Below are 5,819 nucleotides of genomic sequence, written 5' to 3' on the forward strand. Positions count from 1 at the left end.
GCCCGCGGCGGCTACCCGATGCTGGAGCTGATGACCCTGGTGGAGACCGGGACCCGGGCCCTGATCGGTGCGGTGTTCGGCGCCACCAGCGACGGCGAGACCGCCTACGCCCGTCGCCTGTTGCACCATCTGGGCCCGGACATGCTGGTCCTGTGGGACAAGGGCTTCGACGCCAACGCCTTCCTCGCCGCCGTGGCCGACACCGGTGCCCAGTTCCTGGGCCGGCTCCACGCCAACCGCCGCACCCCCGTCCTGACCCGACTCGCGGACGGCTCCTACCTGTCTGTCCTCGCCACCGTCCCGGTCCGCATCGTCGAGGCGAAGATCACCGTGACCTGCGACGACGGGAGCACCTTCGCCGGCTCCTACCGCCTTGTGACGACCCTGACCGACGCCCGCCGCTACCCTGCCGGCACCCTTGTCAGCCTCTACCACCAGCGGTGGGAGCACGAATCCGCGTACTTCGCGCTGCGACACACCATCATGCGCGGCCGGGTCCTGCGCTCGGGTGACCCCGTCGGCGTCGAGCAGGAGATGTGGGCCCTGCTCACGCTCTACCAGGCCCTGCGGACGGTCATGGTCGAGGCCGCGGAGTCCCGGCCAGGCACCGACCCGGACCGCTGCGGCTTCACCATCGCCCTGCACACAGCCCGTGACCTGGTCGTCCAGGCCGCCGGCATCACCAACGAGGCAACGATCGGCGTCATCGGCCGGCGAATCCTGGCCGGGCTCCTCCCACCAAGGCGCCCGCGGGTCAGCACCCGCAAGGTCAAGTCACCGATCTCCCGCTACCACGACCGCCAACAAGACGGCCGCCCGGACACCAGCCGCACCGTCACCGACCTCGACATCACCATCCTCGAACCCGAACCACAGCTACCTGCCGCCTCCCACGACGACCGTCACACCCCGCCGGAAGACCGCCGCAGGCACCGCGTCCTGGAAGTCCTCGAAGCCGACCCCGACCGCCATTGGCACCCACGTGACCTCGCACGCCACCTCGGAGACATCACCCTGGGCACCATGCGCCGACAACTCAACCGATGGGCTCACCACGGACTCATCCGCAAAACCGGACCCGCCACCTACACCAGGCAAGCCACCTGACAAACGCCTTGCCACCAGCGCAAATCCCTTAACTACCCGGCCTTGCTCCAAGATCAGGTCTTGGAGACAGTCTGCTGGCTCACGGGCAGCGGGTCGATTACCCGGCCAAGGCTGCGTGACGAGCCACTAGCCCGCACCGTTCGGGAAGGGGCCGTCGGAAAAGGACCCGGGCCACGGGCACCTCGTCGGCGGCCTACTTCACTCCGCCGGTGGCGCCAGCACGGGCTGATCGCCGAGTTCCATGACCGGCTGCGCGGGAGGGTGCGGGAACGCGAGGGGCGCGAGGCGGAGCCGACGGCGGGGATCATCGACGCGCAGTCGGTGAAGGCCGCCGCGAACGTTCCCGCCGCCTCACGCGGCTTCGACGGTGGAAAGTTGATCAACGGGCGGAAGCGGCACATCGTGACCGACTGCCTGGGCCTGCTGCTGGTCGTGGCCGTGACCGCCGCGAACACCGGGGACCGCGAAGCGGCCGTCCGCCTGCTGACCCGGTTGCGGGCCCTGCACCGGGACATCTGCCTCGTCTGGGCCGACGGCGGCTACACCGGCTCCCTCATCGACTGGGCCCGGCAAAGACTCGCCCTGGCCCTTCAGATCGTGAAGCGCACCGACGACATGGAGGGGTTCGTGGTGCTGCCGAGACGCTGGGTGGTAGAGCGCACCCTGAGCTGGTTGATGCACTCGCGCCGTTTGTGCCGGGACTACGAAACACTGACCGCGACCAGTGAGGCGATGATCCAGTGGTCGATGATCACGCGGATGGGCCGCCGCCTGGCGAGGCCACGAGCCTGCGGCCGGCACTGAACGCGCCAGATGCCTCCTGGAGCAACCAGCCCCGCTCGGCCAGGCGTTTCGCCTTCGAGCGCACCCCCTCGACCTTCGCCGCCACCGCCGTGTCGATGCCCATCACGGCCGCAATGTCCTTGGCCCGCAAGGATTCCAGACCCGGCCGGTCCTGCAGCACACTCAAGATCCGCTGATTGTCCGGCGAGAGCACCGACACCTCCAGCCCCTCCCGCCAGGGCGGCACCACCGCCCCCGGAACCGACGCGGCCGCAGGCGTGGGAACGGGGGTGGGCGCCGTTTCTCCCTCGCCCTCGGCTTCCGTCGCGGCAGTGTTCTCGGCGGCGGATGCGGCCAGGGCGTCGACGAGCTCTTCGCGTGCGATCACCCGCCGGTCCAGCTCGATCTAGCCGCCTCCAAGGCCGCAGCCACACGGGCCGCCTCCTCCCGCGGGGCCTCCACCCGCTCGCGGGCAGACGCTTCCCGCGCTTCCAGGAACCCCAGCATCGACGCCATCGCGCACCCCTCGACGAACAAGCGGAAGCAGAACGCTGCATGCCTCCCTCACCCCGACCGAGACCATGCCTGACCAGCAGGAATCAAGCGATCATGTTCGGTTGAGATACGGCTTCTCAGGGCGAAGGAGTTCTTTGGCAGAGCAGTCGGAGTCAGGGTTCTCTACCAGGCAAAGGTTGAGTCCTTGCCCGTCACGCCGGATCAGGGCTGAAAAGGAGGCAGGGGCTCTTCGGATCGTCAATCGTCAGTGCGATGTAGTCGCCACTGGTGAAATCGTCGTCGGCGAACGATGAACCCGTGTCGTCCGGCGAGCTGAAGAAGCTCCAATGCCCGGCTGTCGTGTCAGGGCACTGTGTGCCCCCCAACATGGCGCTGTTGAGGCTTTCCCCTGTCATGCCGCGGTCGGCTCCCAGGTGAAGGCGAGCGCCAGCCGGATTGCTCCACGCGCCCGCAAGAGCCGACTGATCAACGCAGGCTGCTTCACCCCCTGCGCTGGCGCAAGCCACGCAGGCCCAGGCCAACACGGCAGCCAGAGTCGACCACCGTCTCACTGAAGTGTTCATCCGCATCCCCACCCTATGGCCGACTGAACGCGTTCAGAATAGGCGGACGGGTGCAGACGCCCCCACGGGGGGATGCGGCCGTCACAAGATCAGCGACAGAGCCCGTTATTCCCCGCGTCCGCGGTCACGTTATTACCCAGGTTGTGACCGTGTGAGGTTCATTGCCACCTTGTCCAGCATCTGGCCAAGGAGGTGCAGGGCTCGCGCTCGTGTTGGTGCTCTGCGGGAGGTTCCCTTCCAGTAGGCATCTGTGAAGGTCTCAACGGCAGTGAGGGTTTGGTCGTCCTCCTGGGCTGCCAGAATGAGCACGAATCGCACGTAGTCGCCGATGTCGGTGCCCTGTGGATGGTGCTCGGTGAAGCCACGAAGCCGTGGGGTCAGGGCGGGGAGAGTACGGGCTGTAGGGAACACCACGGCGAGGCCCGCGAGTGCCAGACGGACCGCCGGGCACTCGGCTGACCATCGTGCCAGTAGGTCTGGGGTGCAGGATTGCACGGCCTTTCGAGCCCGGTGCTCACTGTCTGGATCTGCGTGCGGCGGAGTTTTTGGCCAGCAGCTGGCCAGCTTCCGGTCCGCGACGGTGGCGGTGCTGAACAAGAGGTCCACCGCGTCGAACCGCTGCCGGGCGGGCACTCGGTCGTTGCTGGCCAGGGCCGCGAGGAGGGCGACGCCGTCAGCGGTGGCCTGCTGGCAGGTGTCCTGGTGAAGGATCTCGTTGTAGAAGTCGCCGAGGAAGCGCCTGTCGTCCTTCCAGAACGGGTCGGCCGAAGGCCAGAACAGCATCGCTGCTTGTGGAGGGTGCGGGCCTTTCAGGCGGTCGGAGATGACGTCCCGGAAGATCCGCCGGATCGGCGGCCCGAAGACACTACCAGTCCTCCAAGCCTCGCGGAGGTCGGCGCTGGTCGTGTCGCCCGGCAGATCGTTCCGATCAGGGATGGTGTGCATGCTCATGGCCATCGCAGCCTACTGCCGCGAAGATCAGCCAGCTTTGGCCGCCCCGGCAGTGCCTGCAGGGTTCTTGGGTCGCTTGTTGGGGCGGTAGCTGGGGCCGTTCATGATGACCTGGTGGCTGGTGTTGATGAGCCGGTCAAGGAGGGACTCCGCGACGACAGGGTCGGGGAAGAGGGGATACCAGTCGCTAGGCGCCCGGTTGCTGGTGATGATCAGCGAGCGTCCCTGCCGTTCGGAAACGAGTTCGTAGAGGTCGTCGGCCTGGGTGGCATTCAGCTGGCGCATCGCGAAGTCGTCGAGGATGAGGACGTCGGGGCGGACCAGTTCGCGGATCCGTTTCTCCCAGGTGCGGTTGGCGTGGCCGCCGGCGAGATCGGCGAGGATGCGGCTGGTCTTCGCGAAGCGGACGTGGGCGCCTTGGCGGACGGCGAGGTGGCCGAGGGCCTGGGCGACGTGGGTCTTGCCGACGCCGACCGGGCCGAAGAGGATGACCGACTCACCGGCATGGAGCCAGCGCAGGGCTCCCAGGTCGCGGATCTGGGCGGCGGGCAGTTTCGAGGAGGCGGTGAAGTCGAACTCCTCCAGGGTGACCTGCTGCTCGAACTTGGCTCGCTGAAGGCGGCGTTGGAAGGCGACGGTCTCGCGGCGGGTGATCTCGTCCTGGCAGAGGACCTGGAGGAAGTCGAGGTGGCCGAGCTCGCCGCCGTGGGCCTGGGCGAGGCGGGCGTCGAGGGTTTCCAGCATGCCGGACAGTCGCAGGGCCTTGAGCGACTCCCGCAGGGCGGCGTCCATCACGGTCATCGGGATTCCACCTCGACTTCGTCGTGCACCTGGTCGTCGTGGTCGTCGTTCGCCATGTCGGGGGTCGCGGCGGTGGCGAACAGCCGGGCCGGGCCGTGGAGGAAGGCCGCGGCCCCGGCGTCTCGCTGGTCTCGGGCTCGGGGTCGGTCTCGGTGCCGGCGATGAGGATGCCCTTGATGGTGCGGTAGGACGGGTCGCCGACCGCGATGGCTCTGGCGCATGCGGCTTCCAGCCGCGTCTCGCCGTACTTCTTCCGCAGTCCGAGAACCCCCTGGGCAGCGCGGAGCCGATAGAGGACGTTGACTTCCAGCAGGTGGTCGATGACGTCGCGGCAGGCGTCGCCGACCCCGGACGCCTGGCTGCGGCACCAGACCGGCGTTCGCATCTGGAAGGCGATCTTCTCCGGCGGGTAGTCGCTCTTGTCGGTGCGTTTGCCCTGCTCCAGGGCGGTGTGTGTCTTGACGAGCTGGCCGTCGTGGAAGACCTGGACCATCGTGGCGGTGGAGCGGACGTCGACCCGGCGGCCGATCAGCTTCCACGGAACCGAGTAGAGGGTGCGGCCGACCTTGATGTGGATGTCCGGTCCGACCGTGGCCGTCGACCAGCGGGCCAGCACGGACGGAGTCGGCGGCAGGGGCAGCAGTTCGGCGGCTTCCAGGGCCTCGAACACGGTCATCGGTGCGGCCCCGTGCGTGCCTGCCCGGTGCCCCGCCGCCTGGAGTGGGTGCACGGCTTCCTGGACGACCTTGCTGACCAACCCCGTGTTGGGCGGGTCTCACTATCAGTGAGCAGTCTCTTGAAGGCTGACCTGCGCGGATTGCTCAGTTCGCTGAGTTCGTCGCGACGCCTATCGGTCACTTGACCTGTGGTTTTCTGCGATTGCTCAGGTGCTTGGTCCTATGAGGCCCGCGCCTCGCGGACTCGAACCAGCGGCTGCGGCTCACCGTTCCTGACCTTCGTGGACACAACACTTACGCGACCTGGACGCGCCCGACCTGGACGATGTCGGCGTACTCGCGTATGTGCAGAGGTGGGTACGGATGAACGTGCAGAGCAAGTAGCCGCCGGCTGGTGCTCATTGCCATGCGAGATGATGGG

General features: G+C 67.7%; 6 protein-coding genes and 1 pseudogene. 2 read left to right on the plus strand and 5 right to left on the minus strand.

From position 1 onward, the window contains the following. Together ACWCP0_RS41805 and ACWCP0_RS41810 are read left to right on the plus strand one after the other, a co-directional pair. Nucleotides 1–1,107: transposase (locus tag ACWCP0_RS41805; RefSeq protein WP_451083934.1), on the plus strand; the 1,107-nt coding region annotated here is incomplete at its 5' end. 261 nt (nt 1,108–1,368) lie between these two features. Further along, on the plus strand, nt 1,369–1,911 hold the full coding sequence (locus ACWCP0_RS41810; RefSeq protein WP_451083935.1) for a transposase: 543 nt from the start codon (nt 1,369–1,371) through the stop codon (nt 1,909–1,911). Here ACWCP0_RS41810 and ACWCP0_RS41815 read toward each other — a convergent pair. The 5 genes and pseudogenes from ACWCP0_RS41815 to ACWCP0_RS41835 form a co-directional block, all read right to left on the minus strand. Further along, a complete protein-coding gene (locus tag ACWCP0_RS41815; protein ID WP_451083936.1) occupies nt 1,859–2,278 on the minus strand; it encodes a hypothetical protein in 420 nt (139 codons plus the stop codon). The genes ACWCP0_RS41810 and ACWCP0_RS41815 overlap by 53 nt on opposite strands. Nucleotides 2,279–2,597: 319 nt before the next feature. After that, on the minus strand, nt 2,598–2,801 hold the full coding sequence (locus ACWCP0_RS41820; RefSeq protein WP_451083937.1) for a hypothetical protein: 204 nt from the start codon (nt 2,799–2,801) through the stop codon (nt 2,598–2,600). A 300-nt stretch (nt 2,802–3,101) separates the two neighbouring features. Next, nucleotides 3,102–3,920: a hypothetical protein gene (locus ACWCP0_RS41825; RefSeq protein ID WP_451083938.1), complete on the minus strand. Its 819-nt coding sequence runs from the start codon at nt 3,918–3,920 to the stop codon at nt 3,102–3,104. 27 nt (nt 3,921–3,947) lie between these two features. Further along, the gene (gene istB / locus ACWCP0_RS41830) at nt 3,948–4,721 is read right to left on the minus strand and encodes an IS21-like element helper ATPase IstB (protein WP_451083939.1); all 774 of its coding nucleotides are present in this window, start codon (nt 4,719–4,721) and stop codon (nt 3,948–3,950) included. Nucleotides 4,722–5,217: 496 nt separating this feature from the next. Continuing rightward, nucleotides 5,218–5,397: pseudogene (locus ACWCP0_RS41835) on the minus strand (Mu transposase domain-containing protein); the annotation flags it as partial. Nucleotides 5,398–5,819: the final 422 nt, after the last annotated feature.

It is taken from the genome of Streptomyces sp. NPDC001970, from assembly GCF_053594115.1.